General features: G+C 64.2%; 22 protein-coding genes and 2 pseudogenes. 7 read left to right on the forward strand and 17 right to left on the reverse strand.

The window, feature by feature from the left end:
• Nucleotides 1-136: 136 nt before the first annotated feature.
• Nucleotides 137-760, reverse strand: a complete 624-nt coding sequence (locus tag JGU71_RS21575) for a TIGR03085 family metal-binding protein (protein ID WP_199706386.1) — start codon at nt 758-760, stop codon at nt 137-139.
• Nucleotides 761-803: 43 nt separating this feature from the next.
• Nucleotides 804-1,277 (reverse strand): flavodoxin domain-containing protein, encoded by a 474-nt coding sequence (locus JGU71_RS21580; RefSeq protein WP_199706543.1) that lies wholly within the window; start codon nt 1,275-1,277, stop codon nt 804-806.
• Between the two features lie 137 nt (nt 1,278-1,414).
• On the opposite strand from JGU71_RS21580, the gene JGU71_RS21585 reads away from it, so the two are divergent.
• Nucleotides 1,415-2,194, forward strand: coding sequence for a sulfite exporter TauE/SafE family protein (locus tag JGU71_RS21585; RefSeq protein WP_199706389.1), 780 nt, complete (start codon nt 1,415-1,417; stop codon nt 2,192-2,194).
• A 51-nt stretch (nt 2,195-2,245) separates the two neighbouring features.
• Here JGU71_RS21585 and JGU71_RS21590 read toward each other — a convergent pair whose 3' ends face one another.
• On the reverse strand, nt 2,246-4,081 hold the full coding sequence (locus JGU71_RS21590; RefSeq protein ID WP_199706391.1) for a ribonuclease J: 1,836 nt from the start codon (nt 4,079-4,081) through the stop codon (nt 2,246-2,248).
• Complete coding sequence (dapA, locus tag JGU71_RS21595; RefSeq protein WP_199706393.1) at nt 4,078-4,986, reverse strand: 4-hydroxy-tetrahydrodipicolinate synthase; 909 nt, start codon at nt 4,984-4,986, stop codon at nt 4,078-4,080. Before dapA ends, JGU71_RS21590 begins: the two co-directional genes overlap by 4 nt.
• A 114-nt stretch (nt 4,987-5,100) precedes the next feature.
• On the opposite strand from dapA, the gene JGU71_RS21600 reads away from it, so the two are divergent.
• A complete protein-coding gene (locus JGU71_RS21600) occupies nt 5,101-5,601 on the forward strand; it encodes a toxin-antitoxin system HicB family antitoxin (protein WP_199706395.1) in 501 nt (166 codons plus the stop codon).
• A 61-nt stretch (nt 5,602-5,662) separates the two neighbouring features.
• A complete protein-coding gene (locus tag JGU71_RS21605; protein ID WP_199706397.1) occupies nt 5,663-6,097 on the forward strand; it encodes an SRPBCC family protein in 435 nt (144 codons plus the stop codon).
• Between the two features lies 1 nt (nt 6,098).
• On the opposite strand, the gene JGU71_RS21610 is transcribed toward JGU71_RS21605, so the two are convergent.
• Complete coding sequence (locus tag JGU71_RS21610; protein WP_199706399.1) at nt 6,099-7,316, reverse strand: winged helix-turn-helix domain-containing protein; 1,218 nt, start codon at nt 7,314-7,316, stop codon at nt 6,099-6,101.
• Between the two features lie 45 nt (nt 7,317-7,361).
• Here JGU71_RS21610 and JGU71_RS21615 point away from each other — a divergent pair, with 45 nt between their 5' ends.
• Complete coding sequence (locus JGU71_RS21615) at nt 7,362-8,000, forward strand: maleylpyruvate isomerase family mycothiol-dependent enzyme (RefSeq protein WP_199706401.1); 639 nt, start codon at nt 7,362-7,364, stop codon at nt 7,998-8,000.
• Here JGU71_RS21615 and JGU71_RS21620 read toward each other — a convergent pair whose 3' ends face one another.
• From JGU71_RS21620 to JGU71_RS21635, 4 genes and pseudogenes are all read right to left on the reverse strand, one after another.
• The gene (locus JGU71_RS21620) at nt 8,001-9,044 is read right to left on the reverse strand and encodes a DUF8320 family protein (RefSeq protein ID WP_199706403.1); all 1,044 of its coding nucleotides are present in this window, start codon (nt 9,042-9,044) and stop codon (nt 8,001-8,003) included.
• Nucleotides 9,031-10,248, reverse strand: coding sequence for a sensor histidine kinase (locus JGU71_RS21625; RefSeq protein WP_199706405.1), 1,218 nt, complete (start codon nt 10,246-10,248; stop codon nt 9,031-9,033). The genes JGU71_RS21620 and JGU71_RS21625 overlap by 14 nt, the downstream gene beginning before the upstream one ends.
• A 14-nt stretch (nt 10,249-10,262) precedes the next feature.
• Nucleotides 10,263-10,928: a response regulator transcription factor gene (locus JGU71_RS21630; RefSeq protein ID WP_199706407.1), complete on the reverse strand. Its 666-nt coding sequence runs from the start codon at nt 10,926-10,928 to the stop codon at nt 10,263-10,265.
• 167 nt (nt 10,929-11,095) lie between these two features.
• Nucleotides 11,096-11,344 (reverse strand): annotated as a pseudogene (locus tag JGU71_RS21635) (flavodoxin); the annotation flags it as partial.
• A 142-nt stretch (nt 11,345-11,486) separates the two neighbouring features.
• On the opposite strand from JGU71_RS21635, the gene JGU71_RS30245 reads away from it, so the two are divergent.
• From JGU71_RS30245 to JGU71_RS21645, 3 genes are all read left to right on the forward strand, one after another.
• Nucleotides 11,487-11,618: a hypothetical protein gene (locus tag JGU71_RS30245; protein WP_267908450.1), complete on the forward strand. Its 132-nt coding sequence runs from the start codon at nt 11,487-11,489 to the stop codon at nt 11,616-11,618.
• A 159-nt stretch (nt 11,619-11,777) separates the two neighbouring features.
• Nucleotides 11,778-12,716: a DUF2971 domain-containing protein gene (locus JGU71_RS21640; protein WP_199706409.1), complete on the forward strand. Its 939-nt coding sequence runs from the start codon at nt 11,778-11,780 to the stop codon at nt 12,714-12,716.
• Between the two features lie 671 nt (nt 12,717-13,387).
• A complete protein-coding gene (locus JGU71_RS21645) occupies nt 13,388-14,218 on the forward strand; it encodes a hypothetical protein (protein WP_199706411.1) in 831 nt (276 codons plus the stop codon).
• A 36-nt stretch (nt 14,219-14,254) separates the two neighbouring features.
• On the opposite strand, the gene JGU71_RS21650 is transcribed toward JGU71_RS21645, so the two are convergent.
• The 8 genes and pseudogenes from JGU71_RS21650 to JGU71_RS21685 form a co-directional block, all read right to left on the reverse strand.
• Nucleotides 14,255-15,028, reverse strand: coding sequence for a hypothetical protein (locus tag JGU71_RS21650; protein WP_199706413.1), 774 nt, complete (start codon nt 15,026-15,028; stop codon nt 14,255-14,257).
• Nucleotides 15,029-15,300: 272 nt separating this feature from the next.
• A complete protein-coding gene (locus tag JGU71_RS21655) occupies nt 15,301-15,753 on the reverse strand; it encodes a flavodoxin family protein (protein ID WP_199706415.1) in 453 nt (150 codons plus the stop codon).
• A gap of 50 nt (nt 15,754-15,803) precedes the next feature.
• A pseudogene (locus JGU71_RS21660) lies at nt 15,804-15,977 on the reverse strand (flavodoxin); the annotation flags it as partial.
• A gap of 41 nt (nt 15,978-16,018) precedes the next feature.
• Entirely contained in the window at nt 16,019-16,489 is a 471-nt protein-coding gene (locus tag JGU71_RS21665) for a hypothetical protein (RefSeq protein ID WP_199706417.1), read from the reverse strand.
• Entirely contained in the window at nt 16,486-17,244 is a 759-nt protein-coding gene (gene dapB / locus JGU71_RS21670; RefSeq protein WP_199706419.1) for a 4-hydroxy-tetrahydrodipicolinate reductase, read from the reverse strand. The genes JGU71_RS21665 and dapB overlap by 4 nt, the downstream gene beginning before the upstream one ends.
• A 42-nt stretch (nt 17,245-17,286) precedes the next feature.
• Nucleotides 17,287-18,393: an alcohol dehydrogenase catalytic domain-containing protein gene (locus JGU71_RS21675; RefSeq protein WP_199706421.1), complete on the reverse strand. Its 1,107-nt coding sequence runs from the start codon at nt 18,391-18,393 to the stop codon at nt 17,287-17,289.
• A gap of 32 nt (nt 18,394-18,425) precedes the next feature.
• On the reverse strand, nt 18,426-19,763 hold the full coding sequence (locus tag JGU71_RS21680; protein WP_233529859.1) for a M16 family metallopeptidase: 1,338 nt from the start codon (nt 19,761-19,763) through the stop codon (nt 18,426-18,428).
• Between the two features lie 22 nt (nt 19,764-19,785).
• The gene (locus JGU71_RS21685) at nt 19,786-22,113 is read right to left on the reverse strand and encodes a polyribonucleotide nucleotidyltransferase (protein ID WP_199706423.1); all 2,328 of its coding nucleotides are present in this window, start codon (nt 22,111-22,113) and stop codon (nt 19,786-19,788) included.
• Between the last annotated feature and the right edge of the window lie 219 nt (nt 22,114-22,332).

Below are 22,332 nucleotides of genomic sequence, written 5' to 3' on the forward strand. Positions count from 1 at the left end.
CAGATTAGTCGCAAAAGCCCCATCGAGACCATCTGCAACACCAGTCACACCATCCGCGCTGGCAGATCAGGCTCCCCCGGCGTGGCATCGCACCCCATCGAGGGCACCGCCGACCGCCGGATCCAACCGTCGGACCCTAAACGCTGCGATCCAGCTTCATAACCGCCTCGACGTCGGCGCCGGCCCCCGAGGTCTCCAGTCGGACCTCGTTGCGCCCGAAGGCATGCAACAACAGTTCCGACGCCGGTCCACGCAGCGTCACCGAACGATCGCTCGGCCGGGTGACCGTCACCTGCTCACCGTCCGGTTTCTCCAGCACGATCGACACCGTCGACTTCCGGTAGGACATGCGGGCCATCTTCTTCACGACAGTCCACAGCTTTGCCTCGTCGGACGGGTCGAGAACGCGAGGTTCCCAACCCGGAGTGCCACGCCGAACGTCCTCGTGATGGACGAACATCTCCGTGAGGTTGACTGCCGCGTCCAGCGGCTTCATCGGCGACCAGATCGGCGGACCCTCACGGACCTGCTCGAGCAGCTCAGTGAACGGTCGCTGCGCCGCCTTGCGACGCACACCCTCGGTGTACCCCGCGAGCGCGCTGATCAGAATTCCCGGCGACGCGTCGGGGCGGCGTTCTCGAATCACAAGGTGAGCAGCGAGATCTCGGACCGTCCACTCACCACACAGGGTCGGCGCGTCGGGTCCGATCTCGGCCATCGACACCACGAGGGCACCACGTTCACGCTGCGCGAAGCTCATGCTGCCAAGCTACACAGTCCGCACTCCGACGCGGCAGACCTGCTCAGTTGCCGGAAACCGACTCCAGCGCGCGCCCAGCCAGCACGGCTGCGATGTCCGTCGCCCATTCCTTCGCCAGGTCACGTGGGCGGACCTTGCTCGATCCGTCGTGACGCGCGTGTTCGCCGACCCGCTCCGCACCGAGTGCGATCAACTTGTCGGCGGCGATGTCGCTACCGTGGTTGAACGTGTCGTAGATGCTGTCGCCGAGCCCGAACATCGCGAAGCGAAGTCCTGTGAGATCGGGTTGGTCGGCGTCGAGGTCGTCGAAGAACCCGACCGCGCCGGTTGGGAGTTCGCCGTCGCCGTAGGTCGAGCACACGATGATGTGGAAGTCGCTGGGGTCGAGATCGGCGACGTCGTATTCGTCCATGCCGTAGACCGACGTGTCCGCGTGCCGAGCGATGACGTCGGAAATGGTGTCCGCAATCTCTTCGGCGGTTCCGGTCTCTGTTCCGTACAAGATCACCACGGCCACGTCGTCACTCCACTTCGTCGAAAGCTGGTCGGCTACGCCAGCAAGGTCAATACCGAGCATTAGCATAGCCTTACCTATTCCGGTTCGCCCAACCCCTGCGACGGCGCCCGACCCGGACCTGTCGTAGCGTGCCTGAGGTGCCCATAACGGAGATCATCGTCATCGCACTCGCCGGTTTCGGCGCGGGCGCGATCAACGCGGTAGTCGGCTCTGGCACGCTGATCACCTTCCCGACCTTGGTCGCGTTCGGCTATCCACCTGTGATCGCGACGATGTCGAACGCCGTAGGTCTGGTCGCGGGCGGCGTGTCGGGCACGTGGGGCTATCGCCGCGAACTCAAAGGTCAATGGTCGCGGCTGCGGTGGCAGATTCCGGCATCGCTCGCCGGTGCGGTCGTCGGCGCGTTCCTGCTGCTGCATCTACCCGAAAAAGCTTTCACCACAATAGTTCCCGTGCTCTTGATCGGGGCTCTCATCCTCGTCGTCACCGGTCCACGCATTCAGGCGTGGGCGAAGAAGCGTGCCGAGGACGAAGGCCGGACGGCAGCGGGCCCGAGCAGACGAAACACCATCGCACTCACGGTGGGAACCTTCGCAGTCGGCATCTACGGTGGCTATTTCACTGCGGCACAGGGCATCCTGCTGATCGGCGTGATGGGAGCGTTGCTTCCCGAGTCGATGCAGCGGATGAACGCGGCAAAAAATCTGCTGTCGCTGGTCGTCAACGTCGTCGCGGCAGCCGCCTACACCCTCGTTGCGTTCGATCGGATCAGTTGGGCCGCAGCAGGACTCATCGCGGTCGGATCGTTGATCGGCGGCACCGTCGGGGCACGGTACGGGCGCCGACTTTCACCGACGGCCCTGCGCGCCGCGATCGTCGTGCTCGGCCTGATCGGTCTCTGGCGCCTGCTGTCGTGAGTCCTTTCGGAGGGCAGAACCTCCGAAAGGACTCACGAGCGGCGAAGCCGCCTATACGCCTATGACGGTCGGAACGATCATCGGGCGGCGCCGATACTTGTCGGCAACCCAGCGGCCGACGATGCGCCGGACACCCTGGGCGATGCGATGGGTATCGGTGATGCCCTCGCCCGCCATCCGGATGATCTCCGCCTCGACAAGCTGCGCCGCCTCCTTGAGTGCGGCCGGATCGTCGGAGAATCCTCGACCGTTCAACTCCGGCGGGCTGACGGCCTTGCCCGAGGAATCGATCGCAACGGTGATCGAGATGAAGCCACCCTCACCGAGGACAAGGCGGTCCGAGAGCGTCGATTCACCGACGTCGCCGACCGACAATCCGTCGACGTACACATGCCCGACCGGCACCCGACCGACGATCTCGGCCAAGCCGTCGACCATGTCGACCACGACGCCGTCCTCGGCAAGCACTACACGATCGGCAGGCACACCCGTTGCAATGGCCAGTGCCGCGTTGGCGCGCAGGTGTCGCCATTCGCCGTGGACCGGCATCGCGTTCGTCGGCCGAACCGCGTTGTAGAGGTACAGCAACTCGCCGGCGGATGCGTGCCCGGAGACGTGGACTTTCGCATTCTGCTGAGTGATGACCGTCGCGCCACGACGCGCCAACCCGTTCACCACTGCGAACACCGAGTTCTCGTTGCCAGGGATCAGCGACGACGCAAGAACGACGAGATCGTCCGCGCGGATGTTGATCTGTCGATGCTCGCCACGAGCCATCCGGGACAGGGCCGACAGCGGCTCGCCCTGCGACCCGGTGGAGATGAGTACCAGCTTGTCGTCGGGCATACCCGCGGCCGTGTCGATATCGACCTCGACGCCGTCGGGCACGTTCAGATAGCCGAGTTCCTGCGCGATTCCCATGTTGCGCACCATGGATCGGCCGACGAAGCACACCCGCCGCTTGTATCGGTCAGCGACGTCGACAACCTGCTGGATGCGGTGCACGTGGCTTGCGAACGACGCCACGATGACGCGCTGCTTCGCCTTGCCGATGACGTTGTCGAGGACGTTGCCGATCTCGCGCTCGGGGGTGACGAAACCGGGAACCTCGGCATTGGTCGAGTCGACGAGAAACAGGTCGACACCTTCGTCACCGAGGCGGGAGAACCCGGCAAGGTCGGTGAGCCGACCATCCAGGGGCAACTGGTCGAGTTTGATGTCGCCGGTGTGCAGAACGACGCCTGCGTCGGTGCGTATGGCAACCGCGAGCGCATCCGGGATCGAGTGGTTGACGGCGAAGTACTCGCACTCGAAGGGTCCGTGCGTCGTGCGCTCGCCCTCGGTCACCTCGATCAGCTTCGGACGTTGATGGTGCTCACGGCATTTCGCGGCAACGAGCGCGAGCGTGAACTTCGATCCGATGACCGGGATGTCGGGGCGAAGGCGAAGCAGGAACGGCAACGCGCCGATGTGATCTTCGTGACCGTGGGTGAGGACGACGGCTTCGACGTCGGCCATCCGGTTCTCGATGTGGCGGAAGTCGGGAAGGATCAGGTCGACGCCGGGTTGCTGATCCTCGGGGAACAGCACACCGCAGTCGACGACGAGCAACTTGCCCTGATGCTCGAAAACCGTCATATTGCGGCCGATTTCGCCGATACCTCCGAGTGCGACGACCCGCAGACCGTTGCGCGGAGCCTTCGGTGGTGTGCCGAGGCGGGCGGTCGGATCGGTGCTCTTCGGCCGGGCGTCCGGTCGACGCTGCGCAGCCGAATTCTGCGGTACCTGCTTCGGGCGATGCTGCGGCGGTCCGGCGTTGCGTGTTGCTCGCCCGCGTGACCTACGGGATCCGCCGTCGTTCCGCTCGCCCTGTCCCTGCTGCGTCACGTAAGTACTCCCGCGGCAACAAGATCGAGCGCGAGCAGATCGATCTGCTCGGTGGTCGGTGCGATCTGCGGCAGCCGTGGCTCGCCCACATCGATGCCGAGCAAACGAAGTCCTGCTTTCGACATTGCCACTCCCCCTAGTCCAGCCATCGCACGCACAAGCGGCGTCAGGCTCAAATTGATTGCGGCAGCGCGGACGATGTCGCCCGCGAGGTATGCCGTGCGCATCTCGACGAGACGCGGCGCGGCGAGGTGCCCGATAACACTGATGAATCCGGTTCCGCCCACCGACAACCACGGCAGATTGAGTCCGTCGTCGCCCGAATAGAACGCCAGATCTGTCGTCCCGATGAGTTCCGCACCTGCGAGCAGATCACCCTTTGCGTCTTTGACGGCGACGATATTGGGGTGTTCCGCCAGGCTGCGAATGGTCTCGGTCTCGATCGGCACGACCGAACGCGGCGGAATGTCGTAGAGCGCGACGGGCAGATCCGTCGCATCGGCGACAGCCGTGAAATGCGCGAACAGGCCCGCTTGCGGCGGCTTCGAGTAGTACGGCGTGACGACGAGAAGGCCGTGCGCGCCCGCTCGAGCGGCGTCTCGCGCCAGTTCGACGCTGTGGGCGGTGTCGTTGCTGCCTGCACCGGCGACGATCTTGGCGCGGTCGCCCACGGCTGCGATCACGGCACGAAGAAGTTCGAGCTTCTCGTTCTCGGTTGTGGTCGGCGATTCGCCCGTTGTACCGGCGAGGACGAGTCCGTCGCAGCCCTGGGCTACCAAATGATCCGCGAGACGGACGCCTGCGTCGATGTCCAACTTACCTTCGGAGGTGAACGGGGTCACCATTGCGACGGAGACAGTTCCGAAGGCGCGCACGGCAGCCGGTGCGGAATCACCATTAATCATGGTCAGAAGGCTACCCGGTACCACGGGGTCACAACGCCGTAGGTGAGCGTGTTCGGATTGGGTGACGTCAACCGGTTCCTTGACTGACGTCACTTTTGACATCACGATGGTGTCATGGAACTCAGTGAAGCAACCGCCCGCCTGCGCGACGACCTCCGTGCCGCTGCCGCTCTCGGTGACGAAAAGACCATCGCGATAGCCGATGCCCTCGCAGGCGCCGTCGAAACTTCTGCGCAATTGATGCTGCTCTCGGCACTTTCGACGTTCGCCGGAGAAGTGTCGGACGCACTCGGCGACCGCACCGTGCACGTCGAACTGCACGGCACCGAGGCCGTCGTCGACGTTCGCCACAAAGAAAAGGAAAAGTCCGAGGCCGACCCCGCTGCCGACGACTCGGGCGAACATCCGACCTTCGAAGAACTGACGGGCGACATCAGCCGAGTGACACTGCGCCTGGTGGAACAGATGAAGGCCAAGGCCGAGGAAGCAGCGGCCCAAAGTGGCGTATCCCTCAATTCCTGGGTCTCGCAAGCGGTTCAAGGAGCGTTGCGCGACCAGTGGGGCAGCATGGGCGGCGGTATGGGTGGCGGCAAAAACGGTCCGACCTGGCGTTGATCCGAACTAGGCTCCGAGTCGGGCAGACGATTTGTCTGCCACGACGAGCGGAGCCACACCAATGACGGTGACAGGGACGAAAGAGTTCGACATCAAGGCGACGCCTGCCGACGTCATGGCGGCGATCGTCGCCGTCGAAGACCTGCCGGGGTGGTCCGGACCGCACAAATCGGTGACCGTCGAGTCCAGATTCGACGACGGCCGACCCAATCGGGTTCGCGCCGACGTCAGCGCAGTCGGATTCACCGACCATCAGATCACCGACTACACCTGGAACGGCAACGATTCCATGTCGTGGTCGTTGCAGGACAGCACACTGCAAGCCGTCCAAGAAGGCACCTACCGGCTGAGTCCGACCGCCACGGGCACTCGGGTGCACTTCGACCTTGCACTGAAACCGAAGATCCCACTGCCCGGCTTTGTGGTGAAGAAGGTCCTGGGCATTGCGATGGACACAGCGAGCAAGGGCTTGACGAAGTTCGTCGAGTCGCGCTGACCTAGAACTTGGCGGCGAGCATCGCGGCCAGGTCGCCGCGTTCACCGATCACGATCTCGTCGAGTTCGAGCCACTTCGCCATTCGACGGAGCGCGTCCGCCAATTCGCTTGCAACACGGTCGGTTCGGTGTCCGTCCTCGGTGAACGCCGCGGGAACGAGCAGCCGGCCGGTGCCTCGCTCGGCACGGAGATCGACCCGGCCGACCAGTTCGCCGTCCAGCAGGAACGGAAACACGTAATACCCGTGCACGCGTTTGGGTTCCGGTGTGTAGATCTCGATCCGGAAATGAAAACCGAAGATCTGCTCGGTCCGCGGGCGACAGAAGATCAGCGGATCGAATGGGCACAACAGCGCGGACCCGCTGATCTTGCGTGGCGCTCGCGCTTCGGTATGCAGATAGGCAGGCTTGTCCCAGCCGCTGACTGTCACAGGTTCGAGCACTCCGCTGTCGACCAAATCGGCTATCGCCGGTTCGGTCTGAATTCGCTTGAGCCGGTAGTAGTCCCGCAGATCGGGTTCGGTCGCGATCCCCAATGCCCTAGCCGACCGCGTGACGAGTTCACGGATGGCGTCTGCCTCGTCGACGTGTCGTTCGCGAACGTGCGCCGGAATCACTCGCTCGGTCAGGTCGTACTGCCGAGTGAAGGCAACTCGTTTGTCGACCGACAGCTCACCGGAGGCGAACAGCTGCTCACAGACGATTTTCGTATCGCTCAGGTCCCACCACGACGACCGCTTGGGTCCGTTGTTGCCGCGTTCGAGATACTTCTCGATCGCTCCGGCTCCCGCAGGCCCGACCTCGGTGACCGCTGCGAGCACGTCGTCGACGAGACCGGGGTTCCGCTCGTTCACCCTGCGTGCGTGCGACCAGCGACCGAACTCGAATTCGCGCATGCGCCAACGCATCAGCGGCCAGTCCTCGACGGGCAGCAGCGCTGCCTCGTGCGCCCAGTACTCCACGAACTGGCGCGGTTTACGCGCACTGTGCGACCACACTGCATCGTCGAGCAACGTCCGGTCGCACTCGCCGATCCTGCTGAACACCGGTGCATAGTGAGCTCGCACGACCGCAGACACCGAGTCGATCTGCAGCAGTTGTGTTTTGTCGACTACGCCGAGCACCGTTCGACGGGTGGGCGCACTCGCGGGCAACCGCCCTGCGAAACCCTGGGCGGCCAGTGCGATTCGGCGCGCCGTCGCAGCGCTGATCTGACGCATACCCGAAACCCTGCCACGAGGCACCGACACATGGATCATGGGTCCATGACCGACGTGTGGAGTCACCTCGAAGCCGAACGACTCGACCTTGCCGACTTCCTCGACACCCTCACACCCGAGGAGTGGAATACCCCGTCGCTGTGCGGCGAATGGCTGGTTCGCGATGTGGCAGCGCACCTGGCGATCGGCGCCTGGACTCCCCCGGTCCCGACCGTACTCGGCATCGCGCGCAACGGATTCAGTCTCGATCGCTGGATCGCCGCAGACGCCAAACGCCTCGGAGCCGACGACCCTGCTGTGATCACGGCTCGCTTGCGTTCGGTCGCGGGTTGGCGCAAACATCCGCCCGGCATTCCCAAGACAGCGCCGCTGATCGACGTGTTGGTGCACGGCCTCGACATTCGACGGCCGCTCGGCAAGCCCCGCGGCATTCCTGCCGAACCATTCGCCATCGCTGCCCGCGATTTCACTCGTCGCGGCATCACGGCATCGAAGTTCGGCAGCCGCGCGCGCATCGCCGGACTTCGGTTGCAAGCCGACGACCTCGAGTGGTCGACCGGCGACGGTCCGGTGGTCAGCGGCAGCAGCGCCGCGATACTGCTGATGTTCGCGCAACGTCCCGTCGAACCGGACGAGTTCACCGGCGACGGCGCGCCTGCCCTGTACGCACGCCTGCGGACCTGATCAGGCCGGATCGGCCTGCTCGACCGTCGTCGAGATACGGCCGTCCCGATCGAATTCGGTGCGCCGGTCGACAGCCGGTCCGCTGACCAGCACTGTCGCGAGAAAACGTTTTCCACGAGGCAGCACCCGCACCGTCACCGACCCCTCGTTGGCGCCGTCGAGTTCCTGCGCGGCGATTCGCAGCACCGTCTTACGTACCCCCGAGCCGACATCGGCGAACCCGCCGTCGTCGAGCAGAACGACCTCGACACCGCGGCTGCGAGCGCCCCTCGTCGCGGCGACGACCTCCGCCGACGACAGTTGCGGCGCGCGCAGACCATCGCGTAACTCGGCTTCGAGCAGCCGACATTCCTCTCGTTCGGCCAGGTCGAGCGCCTCACCCCGTGCGATCCGCTCGAGCACGGGGCGGGCCAGCTCGTCGAGCCGATCGAGCTGCCTGTCGCGTTCCTCGTTCTGCGCGGCCATCGTGGCCTCGGCGGCCGCGCGCCTGGTCGCGTCCGCGCGCAGATCGGACAACGACTGGATGGCCGGACGCATGATGACCATGAACACGGTGACAGCAGCGACGGTGCCGACCGGAGCCGTTGCGCCGACGATGCCGGACAACCCGAGGTCCGTACCGCGGTCCACCTGGGCGACCACGACGCCCGTCGCCGCGACACCGATCCACGCGTAGGCGGTCCGACCACGAATGATCAACAGACACAACACAAGTGAGTACGCGAAGGCCGTCCAGAGAATGTGACTGTCCTGACCGGGAGCGCGGGTGTTCGTCAACGTCGCATAGGTCGCGACGGGCCCGATGATCGAGATCAGAAATGTGTACGGCAGCGGGATCGGGTCACGGCGCGACAACACGACGATCGTGGCGCTGACTCCGATCGCCGCGTAACACACGACGACCAACGAGGCATTGTTCGTCGTATCGAGGTTCTGCAGCATCACCATCAGAACGGTGAGCAGCAGCAACCCGAGCATCAACCACGCCGGTCTACCACGAAGTCCGAGCAGTCCGCGCAGGTCGACGTCGCTAGCGGATTCCATCGGACCCCCATACCAACGTGACCGTGGTTCCGCGTCCCGGCGACGATTCGACGAAAGCGGCACCGCCAGGCAATTCGCGCATTCTGCCGAGAATGCTCAACGACACTCCGAGTCGATCGGTCGGCACGGCTGCAGGATCGAAGCCTGCGCCGTCATCGATGACCGCAACACGTATTCCTCCTGCACCGACCGTCGCCACGATCTCGCGCCGCACGTCGCGACCGGGTTCCGCGGCGTGCCGCAAGCTGTTGCGCAGGGCTTCGCTCAGCGCGGCAGCAATCGTCTCCGCCGCCTGAACAGGCAGTTTGAGGTCGTCGAAACCGGCCTGCTTGCGCGCCGTGAAGATCACCCGCGTATTCACCTGAACAGCAGCCGCGCGCAGGAACCCGATCGCTGCGGCCGCGTCGTATTCGGACCGATCGACTGCCTCGGACCGGAATTCGTTCATCTCCTGCAGCGTGCGGCCTGCCTGCTCGGCAAGGATCGCCGATTCGCGACCACGCGAGGCGTCGAGCAACGTCGACAGCACACCGTCGTGGATCAGGGCCGCGAACTTCGCGCGTTCCTTGGTTCGGGCCGCGACCGCGGCGATCGCGGCAGCCTCCCGTGCCGCTCGACTGGATTCGGTGTCGAGCAAGGTCGTCGCACGAACGGCGAAGACGACAACCCACGCGAACAGCCCTGCCGTGCAGAAGCCGCGAACCGCATGTTGGACGTAATCGAACAAGGCCGAATCACCGGCGCCGTAGCGCGCGACGAACGACGCAATGATCGATGTGACGACGAGGTAGGCAAGGGTGATCTTCGGCGTCCAGACGAGTGCGGCGGCGACGGCACCGATTGCGATGATGCGGCCGATCCACGACGCTTGGCCATCGAGTCCGCCGAACTCACCGGCAAGCGGGAACACCGCCACGCTGAGCAGATAGTTCACGGCAAGCGTTGCCGCAATGCGCCGGACGGTCCTCAGCTGCGCTTTGATCCCGGCAACGGCCAACGCGAGGCAGAAACCGACGACGAGCACGACGGCTGCTGGCGTCCACCATGATTCGAGCAGCCGTGCCTGATGGACGATCTCCGGCGAGTCCATCGCCGCGTAGATGACACCGCCGAGCCCGATGGTGACGGCGAGCGATCGTGTGACACGTTCGTTCGCGCGCATCGCGCCGTACGTCGAGACGGTGGCGTCGGTGTCGGCTGTCATGCCCCGGAGCCCGCTCAAGACTGCAGATGCGGCGACTCGGGAACGGGTAGCCACCCGTCCTCGACTGCGCGCTTGTACAGATCGGTTTTGGTCGGCGCCGGACGACCGGCGTCGGAGTACTTCTGCCTGATCCGCGAAAGGTAATCGTTGACCGTCTGTTCCGACAGACCGGTGAGGCGCGCCACGCGAGACGCCTTCTCCCCCGATGCGTACAAGGTGAGCACTTCCTCCTGACGTGGGCTCAACCCGACGTCGGACAGTCTCGGGTCGCCGTCGATAGCCGCCGCCCAGTCGGTGGTCACAACCTGTGCACCCGAGGCGGCACGCCGCACGGCATCGACGACGTAGGACGCGTCCTCCGACTTCCGAATGACGCCGAGTACGCCGGCACGCGCCGCGGACCGCACCAGAAAAGCGTTCTCCGCACCGGTGAAGACAAGTACCTCGACGCCGTGTTCGCGCAGCGTACGGACGTTTTCTTCCGGAACCGAGCCGTCAGCCAGACGCAGGTCGAGCACAACGAGATCGAGATCGTGGGTCTGGTCGAGCAACTCGCGAACCGTCCCAGCCGAAGCAACGACCTCCAGATCGGCTTCGGCAGACAACATCGCAGACACGCCGATGATCACGGATTCGTGGTCCTCGACCAAGCCGATTCGACGCAACGCGGCGGCGATCATGTCGCGCCCTCCTCAGCTCTGAATGTCCAACGACGGGCCACGTGTATGGCCCCGCACGGATGAACCAGCCATCCGTGCGGGGCGCTTACCCGACCCCGTAACCAGTCTTGTCCACAATGTCGGTTCCGAATACCCGCCAAAACTGGGGGCAGAGGTTTCCCGCTCCGTCACCCGTCTCCTGCAACAGTCACGGCCACGGTCGCACCGAGTTCGTAGCACCGCTCCCGAGTCGTCGCTTCGATCGGACCGACGATCTCGAGGGTTTCGGCGACCTGTTCGAGGCCGAGCCCGGTCACGATCTTCGTCACCGAGCGGACCGCACCGACGGTGTCGTTGTTGCCGTGTATCCACAATCCGTACGGTCGCCCGGCCACCTCGTCGAGACACGAGTAGTAGACGGTGTCGACAAAATGCCTGTTTCGCAAATTGTCTCACCATAAGTGCCCCGCTGACCAGCACCTACACTGACTCACGACGTGCACCGACCTGCGAAGTAATCCACACGCGCATCTCGCGAGACTTGGCCGGTAGGCACTCGGTCGCCGACCAGGAGGCCGAGTGCAGGCTGCGACGCGGCCGGAGGCACAGATCGCCGACGTCGAGGCCGAGGCGGCCCCGGTGTTCACCGACCCGTGGTGCGAGATCACGCGATTTCTCCGCTCCATGGCGCTGTGCGGTGAGCTGCCCTGATCGCCCGGCGGGGGTTCAACCGGTTGACCATGACCATCACCATCGACCGCGTGGGCCGCGGCCGCTGGCATGAGCCCTCAGACGCGATCACCGTCAACTCGCGCCGTCCTGGCAACGAAGCTTGCCCGTCCAGCAGATCAGCCGCATAAGGTCCTCAATGTGCTGCTGCTCGACCACCTGCCTACTGCCAACTCTCTACTTCGCCGCGCCGTTCCCGAGATGCTGTATCACTACACAAATTCGGACTCGCTGATCCAAATCGTCACCAGTGGCCAAATCTGGGGTGGGCTACCGGAGCAGATGAACGACGCCGAGGAAGTCGCCCGTGCATTTCATTGGCTCAACATCATTGCTGGTCGACTTCACCTCGACATGAGGCAGTCCGACGACCGCGACGAGCGTATGCATTTCGCGAGCTGGGCCGAAGGTAGAACTTCGGACAAGGACTTTGGCTACTTAATGCGAGACTCACCAAAGACGTATCTGGTATCGCTCTCCCAAGACGGCGACTCACTCTCGCAATGGCGGGCCTACTGTCCCCGCAGCGGCGGCTACTGCTTAGGTTTACCCGGCGTGCTGATCCGAGACGCCGCGTCATCTTCGGGGTGGCTGCTAGCCCCCTGCATTTACGACGAGTCCGACGTCGAAGCCATCATGCGCGAGTTGTTCGAGCACCATATGACGAAGTGGTTCTCGACAATCGACCCCGGTGCGCCTTTCGACCCCGACAACGACTCCTTTACCGACGGCGTCACCGAGGCCGTCCGCGTGATGGTCGAGGAGGCCCGGCTCGTCGGCCACTTCATCAAGAACCCCACCTTCGAAGCGGAGTGTGAGTGGCGTTTACTGGCTTTTGACCATGACCACGACGCCGACGATCTCCGCTACAAGTCAGGCACAGACGGCGTGCGCGTGTTCCTCCCGTTCGACTTCATGGATGGCCACGCCAAGTGCTTTCCAGACACGCCGCGCCCCTCCGTCCGAATCGGTCCTAACGCTCACCCCGAGAGTGTCAAGTTCGCGACCTCTTCGCTCGTCGAAAAACTCGTTGGACCTGGTAACGCCGACGTGTTCATGACGTCAAGTAGCTACCGCTAGGCATCCGCGAGCGCCGATTGAGGTACACAGCGTCCGCGCCGCGGTCCTTAGTGCGCACGATGTGAACCCCACCGCGACCGCCACTACGGCGGACGACCCGATGCCGTCCGCGCACCCTCGCCCTTCTGGGTATCGGCATGGAGGAGAAGCGACGACGAGCCCAGCCCCAAAGACGCTCAATTCCATAAGCCGGGCGATCGACGCGGGCTTCTGCGACTCAATCGGCCGCGCCGCCTGATGGCTATCGTCGGCCAGCACCCGCGTACTCAGCGCACAACCGTAATCCGCGCGTCGGGATCATCACTTCCAGCGGGCACTCTGGGCATAACGGCGGCGATGGACTCGGCGGTGACTTCTGCCAGGTTGGGCTTTGCACCAGGAGTAGAAGAACCGTTGCGGAGTGCCCTTTCGAGCTCCTCCCGGGTCAGCAGACCGCCAAGGAAAGAGAGCTGCATCCCGGTCGCGCGCTCGACGTCCCGGCTGACCCCGGTGGTGAAATCTATCTCGCGAAATGCGGTGTGGTCTGCGGACCCTGCCGTAGTTCACTCCCTGGCGTTTTCACGGTCGAGATGGGGTTGGGCGACTGATTACGGCCCGGCCCTAATCTTGATCGTGTTCGTAGCGAACCGAACTGCGCGTACGCATTGTGGACGAGCCGATACGATCGGCGGATGAGCGACGACGAAGGCTCGAACCTCGCAGGCCTAGCCAAAATCCGTCGCGCTTTCCAGGTTCGAGATGAGTTGCGAGACTTGCTCGAAAAACTCCTGACCGCGGACAGAAAGTATACGCGGCGTGACAACAACTCAGAGCGCTACTCCCGCACAGTTTGGGCAGAGTGGACCCTCGACGAGGTGCCTGACTACACGCAGTCATCGCTTCTGATGGGCGACACGATCCACAACCTCCGCGCAGCAATGGATCACGCTGTTTGGGCAGTTACCCCGTCGCGAATCCAAGGGACCTGCCCGCGTGATGTTGCGTTCCCTCTCCACACGTCGGAGGAAGGGTTCAAGAAGTGGCTGCGCAAGCGAAAGACGTGGTACGGGCCGACCGTGGTCGAGGTCCTTGATTCCCAGCAGCCCTACCATGCCGGAACTGCCAAACTCCATCCGCTTCATATCCTCCAGTACCTCTCGAACACCGACAAGCACCAGCTACTCAACGTGGTTGCGAACAACGCCGTCGCAATGAGCGAGGTCCGCGTTTATCCGCACCCGCCGGGCGGCGTGAAGTCGGCGGTTCACGAGGGAGTCGTCTCCCCTGGGGTGGTTCTAGCAAGGGCCGAGTTCATCCGCCCCGTAGACAAGAGCGAGGTCGAACTGGTGCCGACGTTCGCATTCGAACAGGTCTTTCGATACATCGATCCGGCTGGTGATGAACGCTGGCTACCGCTCGGTGACGCGATGAACCAGGTCTGCCCAGCCGTGGTCACCGCCGTCGGCTACATCGCCTCCGCACACGAGAAGGACGTCAACGATGGGTGCACGCCGAAGGCGTAACCGGTCGTCGCGCCCAGCCGTTCAGAGGTGCAGCGCCTATTGCGCCTCCCGTTCGCCGTCGTCGAACCGACGCCGGATGCGAAACGCGGCGTTCAGTTCCTCGTCGTCCAGGATGGCGTAGTCATTCTCGATCTGGCGCGCGATGCCCTTGTTGATCCGCGTCAGCGTCGTCTTGATCTCGCACCGCGCATCGGTCTGGCACACCCCACACTTGCGATCAATTCCCTCAAGCATGTGGTCGACTGTGTACCGGACTAGTACCTCACGCCACCGATTGCGAGCAGCGTAAAGGAGCCGTAACCGCTGTTCAGGGTCACCCGAGGTCGGCGAACCTCCGCCCGCTTCCCACAGCGTGATCTCCTCGACGAGACCCATATCGAGATCGGTCAGCGTCCGCTCGAACCTGCACGGTACGGCCTCGTGGCACTTTCCGCACTTCCCGGTGCCGTCGTTGGTGATGTGCTCTTTGGTCAGGTCGACGAGCGCCCTGCTCCACTTCTCCAGCGACGCAGCCATGCGCTCGATCTCGGCGTCGACGTCGATCGCTGGTCTAGGCGGCGGCAACGGCTTGATTGGCCGCCGAGGCGTCGTTACCACCTTAATTCGGTGTTCGCGACGGATGTGGTCGACGCGGCGGTCGACGCTCACGTGGCGGAGAAGCCTGAGCTGAACGGCAGCGGAAAGGGGCGTGGCCCAGTCGCGCGCATTGACTTTCGCCTTCGCGCGCGCTGTGAGGTAGGCGTTTCGGTTCAGGCCGTAGTGCTGGCAAAACTCACGGACTGTTCGACATGGCAAGGGTTCACCGGACAAGGGGTAATCCTCCTGGTGCGTCTACGCGACCAAGACATCACCGACCCCAATGTGACCGACCCTTTACTGCGGGGCGCGGGCCACCCTCTAGGCTCTAGCCGTATCGCCAAATACGCGTCGAGCCCTGTCGGAGTCCGCTTTGGCAGGGCCTTCGGCGTCTCTGAGCAGACCCGGGTAAGCCTGCCGTTGCCATCGTAAGCGGCGGCTCCGACAACCTCCATCACACCTGTGGATAACTCTGCGTTTAACGTGCGACATCCGGATCGAGATCACTACCCCATGAGGTGCGCGGCAACCGTTGCTCCCAGCTCCCAACACCTCTCCAGGTCCGCCTTCTCAGGCTTGCCGGACACGATGACGTTGTCGGCCGCCTTCGCCCACCCGAGGCCGGTAGTGATCGAATCGACTGCGCGTTCAGCTCCCTCAGTGCCCTCGTTGCCGTGCAGGTACAACCCAAACGGACGGCCCCGAGTCGAGTCGAGAATCTGGTAGTAACTCTGGTCGAACGCGTGCTTGAGGGCACCGGAAATCGACCCGAGGTTCGCGGGGCTGCCGAGCACGTACCCCTCAGCTTGCAAGAAGTCACTCGCCGACACCGACAGGGCCGGTCGGCGCACGACCTCGACGCCCTCGATCTCGCGGTCGGTTGCGCCGCGGAGCACTGCCTCGAACATCGCCTGACAGTACGGCGAGGGCGTGTGATGGACAATCAGGAGCTGTGTCATGCCGCTGACCTCGGTGAATGATTAATAGCGGGCGAGTTTGGGTGACTTAAATGCGTCAATGCCCCCGACATGTACCCGAAGTTGGCCGAGGAACCGAACAGGTAGCCGTCGGCGGCGAGAACGTCGGATGCGGTCGCCGACAACGCCGGAACATGTCGGACGTCGACGCCGGTGATCTCCGGATCGTTCGCACCCCGCAACACCGCTTCGAGGACCTCACGCATCGCGGGTGACGACGTGTGATGAACGACGAGCAGTGTCTTGCTCACTGTTTGCGTGCCTCTAGCTGTTCCAGGCGCACAGCGCGGCGCATCGTGTCGCGTGCGCGGCCTCGGTCACCTGCGTAGTCGTAGGCGCGGGCAAGCCGATACGAGCTCCGCCAATTGTCCGGGTCGGCTTCCCATTCAGCCTTGACCTGCGCGAACAGGGTGTCGGCGGCTTCGCGCTCGATTCGGCCCGATGGTCTGCGTGGGAGATCGGAGACGTCCAGTTCGCGGCCTTCGTCGAAGATGCGCTTCGCCAGATGTTGGTGCGCCAGACCTGCTCGCAGCGTCGCGACCACGATCCAGAGGCCGAGGAACGGCAGGATCAGCAGACCAATACCGAGGCCGATCGACGTCGCCCGACCGTCTTGGATCATCGTGATGCCACGACTACCGAGTACGACGAAGTAGAAGAGGAGTGCGCCGACGAGCGCAACGATGACCGCGACTCTGCGGGCGACCGCGCCACTCACAGGTCGAGGAGTGGGTCGAGTCCAACTGTGAGACCGGGACGCGTCGAGATCTCTCGGACGCCCAGCAGAACACCCGGAGCGAACGACGTCCGATCCATCGAGTCGTGACGAATCGTGAGGGTTTCACCCTGCGTCCCGAGCAGCACTTCCTGATGGGCGACGAGTCCCGCGAGACGGATGGAGTGCACCCGTACTCCGTCGACGTCGGCGCCGCGTGCACCTTCCAATTCGGTTGTCGTCGCGTCGGGACTCTTGCCAACGCCGGCCTTCGCACGTGCCTCCGCGATCAAGCCCGCGGTCCGGTAGGCGGTACCCGACGGCGCATCGGCCTTGTTCGGATGGTGCAGTTCGATGACCTCGACCGAGTCGAAGAAACGTGCTGCCTGTTCGGAGAAGCGCATCAGCAGGACGGCACCGATCGCGAAGTTGGGTGCAATCAACACGCCCGTTCCTGGGCTCGCGTCGAGCCATTCGGTGACGGTAGCGAGCCGGGCGTCGTCGAAGCCGGTGGTGCCGACGACCGCGTGAATGCCGTTCTCCACCAAGAACTTCAGGTTGTCCATCACCACATCGGGGTGAGTGAAGTCGACGACGACCTCGGTTCCGGAGTTCACGAACGAATCGATGGCGTCGCCTTGGTCGACCGTGGCTACCAACTCGAGGTCTGCGGCAGCATTGACCGCGTCGCAGATCGCCTTGCCAACCTTGCCGTTGGCGCCGAGCACACCGACGCGAACTCTAGCCCTGTCGTCCATTCGACAAAGCTTACTTGGCGGGTCCGAACACCCTGCCGGCACTCAATCGAACACGATCACCTGTCGAATCGCGTTGCCGGCAGCCAGTTCGTCCATCGCCTCGTTGATGCCGTCGAGTTCGATCTGCGACGAAATCAGCTTCTCCACGGGCAGTTTGCCCTCCCGCCACAGCTTCACGTAGGCAGGGATGTCGCGTTCCGGCACGGCCGACCCCAAGTAGCTGCCGACGATGGTGCGAGCCTGGGCAACAAGTCCCAACGGCGAAATGGACGCCACTGCATCCGGTGCAGGCAAGCCGACCGTCACTGTCGTGCCACCCGGGGCGGTCGCCTTGACCGCCGCCTCGAACGCGCGGACGTTGCCGACAGCCTCGACGACGAGGTCCGCGACGATGCCCTGCTCGACGACCTCGGCGGGCGAATACACCTGCGTTGCCCCGAGCGATCGCGCCGTGTCGAGTTTCGCAGGCACCGCGTCGACCCCGATCACCTCACCGAGGCCGAGGGATACGGCCGTCAGCACTGCCGCCATGCCCACGCCCCCGAGCCCGACGACCATGATCGAATTGCCCGCAACGGGCTTGCCTGCGTTGAGGATTGCGCCGCCTCCGGTGAGAACCGCGCACCCGAGAACGGCACCGATCTCCGGTGGGACGTCGTCGTCGATCGCAACGACCGAACGCCGATCGACGACGGCATGCGTCGCGAACCCGGACACACCGAGATGGTGATGAACCTCGGCACCGTCGCGGTGCAGCCGCCGGCCACCTTCGAGCAACACGCCGGCATTGTTGGCGACACTGCCTGGGCCACAGGGCATTCGACCATCGGCGGCGCAGCCGGCACAGTTGCCGCAGCGCGGCAGGAAGGTCATGACAACCCGCTGACCGACCGCGAGGTCGTCCACTCCCGGACCGACTTCTTCGATCCGCCCGCACGCTTCGTGACCGAGCAGCATCGGCACAGGCCGAACCCGATTGCCGTCGACGACGGACAGGTCCGAATGGCACAGCCCGGCCGCCTCCAGCCGCACCAGAATCTCGCCGCTCCTTGGCGCGTCCAGTTCGAGCTCGGAGATCGAGATGGGCTTGGAGTCTGCGAACGGCTGCGAACTGCCGATCGCTTCGAGCACGGCGCCACGAATCTTCATAACCGCCACCCTAGCCACAGCACGAAGCGGACCTACTTGACGATGCCCCGCACTGCCGAAGGCAGATCACGTTTACGTTTGTACGGACCGACCACCGCCGCGGCGAACGGCCGGTTCAACAACTCGGCTGCGACGTCGGCGACCTGCTCTGTGGTGACCGCATCGATGCGTGCCAGTGTCTCGGAGATGCTGCGATGGTTGCCGTAGCTCAGTTCGCTCCGACCGATTCGGTTCATCCGTGACCCCGAATCCTCCAGTCCGAGAACAAGTCCGCCGCGCAACGAGCCTTTCGCCCGCGCACATTCGGAATCGGTGATGCCGTTGGCCGCTACTTCGGCGAGCACCTCGCGTGCGAGGGTGGTCACCTCGACCAGATTCTCCGGCTGGCACCCCGCGTACACGGAGAAAGCGCCGGTATCGGCGAACGTGTCGACACTCGAGTAGACCGAGTAGGCAAGTCCGCGCTCTTCGCGAATCTGTTGGAACAGACGAGAACTCAACCCGCCACCGACCGCGGTGTTCAATACCGACAGCGGCCAGCGATGCTTGCCCTCGTGCCGTCCGAACGCCCGCACACCCAGTGCGATGTGCACCTGTTCGCTGTCACGAGTGGTGAGGCTCAGGCTCGGTGGGGTCTTGAGCCGGATCGTGCCTTCTCGTCGCGGAGCCGATTCGACCGCCGGATTCAAGTGGCCCGAAAAAGCGCGATGCACCAGCTCGACCGTGTGCTCGTGCTCGATGTTGCCTGCAACCGCGACGACCATCCGGTCCGGCGTGTAGCGACGCGTATGGAACGAGTGCAGCTGTGCTCGTCGCATCTCTTCGATCGACTCGACTGTGCCGATGACCGGTCGTCCGATCGGATGATCACCGAACAGAGCGCTCAGAAACGCGTCGCCGAGCAAATCCTCGGGGTCGTCGTCGCGCATCGAAATTTCTTCGAGAACGACCTGCCGTTCCACATCCACGTCGGCACTACGACATTGGCCGCGCAGCACCACGTCGGATACCAGATCGACGGCGAGCGGGAGGTCGTCGTCGATGACGTGAGCGTAGAAACACGTCTGCTCTTTCGAGGTGAACGCGTTCAGCTCGCCACCGACCGAATCCATGACCTGCGCGATGTCCAACGCAGACCGCGTCGGCGTCGACTTGAACAGCAGATGTTCGAGGAAATGCGCCGCACCGGCGACGGTCTGGCCTTCGTCGCGAGAGCCGACGCCGACCCACACACCGACCGACGCCGACCTGACGCCGGGAACATGTTCGGTGACCACGCGCAGCCCACCGGGCAGCACCGTGCGCCGCACGCCTGCTTCGGCGTGCTCCGTCGTGACCGAAAGGCCCCCAAGCGCAGCGGAACTGCGCAAGGGGGCCGTCGATCGAGTTTTCTTACTCAGCCGAGGCCGCCTCGACGGTCTCTGCGGGAGCGTCTGCGACTGGCGCGTCGGCGACGGGAGCGTCGGCGGGGGTCGCAGTCTCTGCTGTTTCTTCTTCGGGAACCGGGATCAGCGAGATCTTGCCGCGATTGTCGATGTCGGCGATCTCGACGCGGAGCTTGGAGCCCACGTTGACGACGTCTTCGACCTTGGCGATCCGCTTGCCGTTACCGAGCTTCGAGATGTGCACCAAACCGTCGCGACCCGGGAGCAGGGAAACGAACGCGCCGAAGGCGGTGGTCTTGACGACCGTGCCGAGGAAGCGCTCGCCGACCTTCGGGAGCTGCGGGTTGGCGATGGCGTTGATCATGTCGATCGCGGCCTGGGCAGACGGTCCATCGGTGGCGCCGACGAACACGGTGCCGTCGTCTTCGATGGAGATGTTGGCACCGGTCTGCTCGGTGATCGAGTTGATCATCTTGCCCTTGGGCCCGATGACCTCACCGATCTTGTCGACGGGGACCTTGATGGCCGTCACGCGAGGCGCGAACGGGCTCATCTCGTCCGGGGTGTCGATGGCCTCGGCCATAACCTCGAGGATCGTCGTACGCGCATCGTGTGCCTGCGACAGCGCACCGGCAAGCACCTGCGACGGGATGCCGTCGAGCTTCGTGTCCAGCTGCAGTGCCGTGACGAAGTTCTTGGTACCCGCGACCTTGAAGTCCATGTCGCCGAAAGCGTCTTCCGCACCGAGGATGTCGGTGAGGGCGACGTAGCGGGTTTCGCCGTCGACCTGGTCCGAGACCAAGCCCATGGCGATGCCTGCGACCGGGGCACGCAGCGGCACACCGGCATTGAGCAACGACAGGGTCGATGCGCAGACCGAACCCATCGAGGTGGAACCGTTGGAGCTCAACGCTTCCGAGACCTGACGGATCGCGTACGGGAACTCGTCCTGGCTCGGCAGCACCGGCATCAGGGCGCGCTCTGCGAGGGCACCGTGGCCGATTTCGCGACGCTTCGGCGAGCCGACACGGCCGGTCTCACCGGTCGAGTACGGCGGGAAGTTGTAGTGGTGCATGTAGCGCTTGCTCGTCTCGGGTCCGAGCGAGTCGACCTGCTGCGCCATCTTGACCATGTCGAGGGTGGTGACGCCCATGATCTGGGTCTCGCCACGCTCGAACAGTGCCGAACCGTGTGCGCGCGGGATGATCGCGACCTCGGCCGACAGCGACCGGATGTCGGTGATGCCACGGCCGTCGATGCGGAACTGATCGCGCAGGATGCGCTGGCGCACAAGCTTTTTCGTCAGCGAGCGGAATGCTGCGCCGATTTCCTTCTCGCGACCCTCGAAGTTCGGGGCAACCGATGCGAGCACCTCGACCTTGACCTCGTCGGTCTTGTCGTCGCGCTCCTTCTTGCCCGCGATGGTCAGGGCGTCGGACAGTGCCGAGGAGGCTGCTGCCTCGACGGCGGCGTAGACGTCGTCCTGGTATGCGGGGAACACCGGGTAGTCACCGGTCGGCTTGGAGGCCTTCTCGGCGAGGTCCTGCTGTGCCTTGACCAGGCGAGCGATGAACGGCTTGGCGGCTTCGATGCCCTCGGCGACGATCGCTTCGGTCGGCGCCTGCGCGCCGTCCGCAATCTTCGCGATGACGTCGACGGTTGCCTCCGCCTCGACCATCATGATCGCGACATCGCCCGATTCGACGACCCGACCGGCAACGACCATGTCGAAGACGGCATTTTCGAGCTGATCGACCTTCGGGAACGCGACCCACTGGCCGGCCTTGTTCTCCTCGGAGGAGATGAGCGCGACGCGAACGCCACCGACCGGGCCGGAGAACGGCAGGCCGGCGATCTGCGTCGACGCCGATGCCGCGTTGATCGCGACGACGTCGTACAGATCGTTCGGGTCGAGGCTCAGGACGGTGACGACGACCTGGATCTCGTTACGCAGTCCGTCGACGAACGACGGGCGCAGCGGCCTGTCGATCAGACGGCACGTGAGGATCGCGTCGGTGGACGGACGTCCTTCACGACGGAAGAACGATCCGGGGATCCGGCCTGCGGCGTACATACGCTCTTCGACGTCGACCGTCAGCGGGAAGAAGTCGAAGTGCTCTTTGGGGTGCTTGCTTGCGGTGGTCGCCGACAGCAGCATGGTCTCTTCGTCCAGGTACGCGACGACGGCGCCTGCGGCCTGCTGGGCGAGGCGTCCGGTTTCGAAGCGGACCGTGCGGGTTCCGTAACTACCGTTGTCGATGACAGCGGTCGATTCGAACACGCCTTCGTCGACCTCTACGGCGCCGCTCGTTGTTGGGGATTCTGCATTTGTCATATGTGTTTCTCTTACCTCTCGTCTTCGCCGTACCCACGCGGACGCGTCGCAGCCCTCCTGGCTGCGGTGCGCGCACCTGGCTCGTGTCCCCTTGGACGCGGCTGCGCGGTGGCGGTCATCGATCGAAGCTCGCCGGCCGGTTCGTTCCCGATGGAACGGCCACTACCGAAAAGCCACTACCGAAGACCGACGCCACGACTGGCAGGTACATACGGCATT

The sequence above is a fragment of the Antrihabitans stalagmiti genome (genome assembly GCF_016482825.1).
Classification (GTDB): domain Bacteria; phylum Actinomycetota; class Actinomycetes; order Mycobacteriales; family Mycobacteriaceae; genus Antrihabitans; species Antrihabitans stalagmiti.